This is a genomic window from Curtobacterium sp. B8 (assembly GCF_000333315.1).
GTDB classification, from domain to species: domain Bacteria; phylum Actinomycetota; class Actinomycetes; order Actinomycetales; family Microbacteriaceae; genus Curtobacterium; species Curtobacterium luteum.
Map to the genome: position 1 here is coordinate 1 of NZ_BACW01000024.1, position 960 is coordinate 960.

At 76.2% G+C, this 960-nt stretch carries 1 protein-coding gene; it reads left to right on the forward strand.

Going from position 1 to position 960, the window contains the following annotated elements; translation table 11 throughout:
* Nucleotides 1-553 (forward strand): FadR/GntR family transcriptional regulator (locus I59_RS18775; RefSeq protein ID WP_049976493.1); only part of this gene is annotated, 553 nt, incomplete at its 5' end.
* Nucleotides 554-960 lie beyond the last annotated feature (407 nt).

The window sequence follows — 960 nt, forward strand, 5'->3', positions numbered from 1 at the left end:
TCCTCCAGTCGCTCGGCCTCGTCGAGCCCCGCAACGGGTCGGCACGCAGGTCCTCGGCATCGGGTCGTGGGAGCTGCTCGCGCCGACGGTCATCCGGTGGCGTGGGGCGTCCCCCGCGTACTTCGTGCAGCAGCGGGAACTCCTCGAGCTCCGGCTCGGGGTCGAGCCCGTCGCAGCGTCGCTCGCCGCCAGTGCGGTGTCGACCGCCGGTGCCGAGGCCGTCACGGCAGCAGCGGAGGACATGCTCGCCGCGTGCGACCGTGACGACAGCCGCGCCTACCTCGAGGCCGACGTGCGCTTCCACCGGGCACTGCTCGAGGCCTCCGGCAACGCCGTGTTCACCCACTTCGCGGGCACGGTCGAGGCGCTCCTCCGGACCCGGACCTCGGAGTCGCGTGACACGATCACGCGGTGGACCCGGGACGCCGCCGCACGGCACGACGCGGTCGCCCGGGCGCTGGTCCGCGGGGACGGGGACGCCGCGGCGGCGGCGGCCGCCGAGCTCGTGCGGGTGACACGGGACGAGTTCATCGCGGAGGCGCCGGCAGGCTGAGGTCGCGACCGGGGCCGGTCGCCGGTGGTCGCACGACGCGCCGTCCCTCGGCGTCACCGACGACACGGTCCGCGACCAGGCCGGGGCGCGTCAGCGCGTGGTGACCCCACCCCGGACGGGAGGCGCGGTGCCGGCCCGCCACGGGCCTCCCGGCCGTGACGTGCGTGCGTGGTGTCCGGTGGTCGCGCGAGCTGGCGCGCGAGTGGGGCGTCGGTCGCACGACCTGCCGCGCGAGCGACATGTCGGTCGCGGGACGTGTCGTCGGCGCCGTCGCGCGGCGACGACCTCCGCGACCCGACGAGGGATCAGCGCGAGGCGCGCCCTCGTGCGAAGAGCCGCGGGCCGCGCAGGCGGAGCCGCATCGTCACCGTACCGAGCCACCGGTCGTACTGTAGCCGACCTTCCCC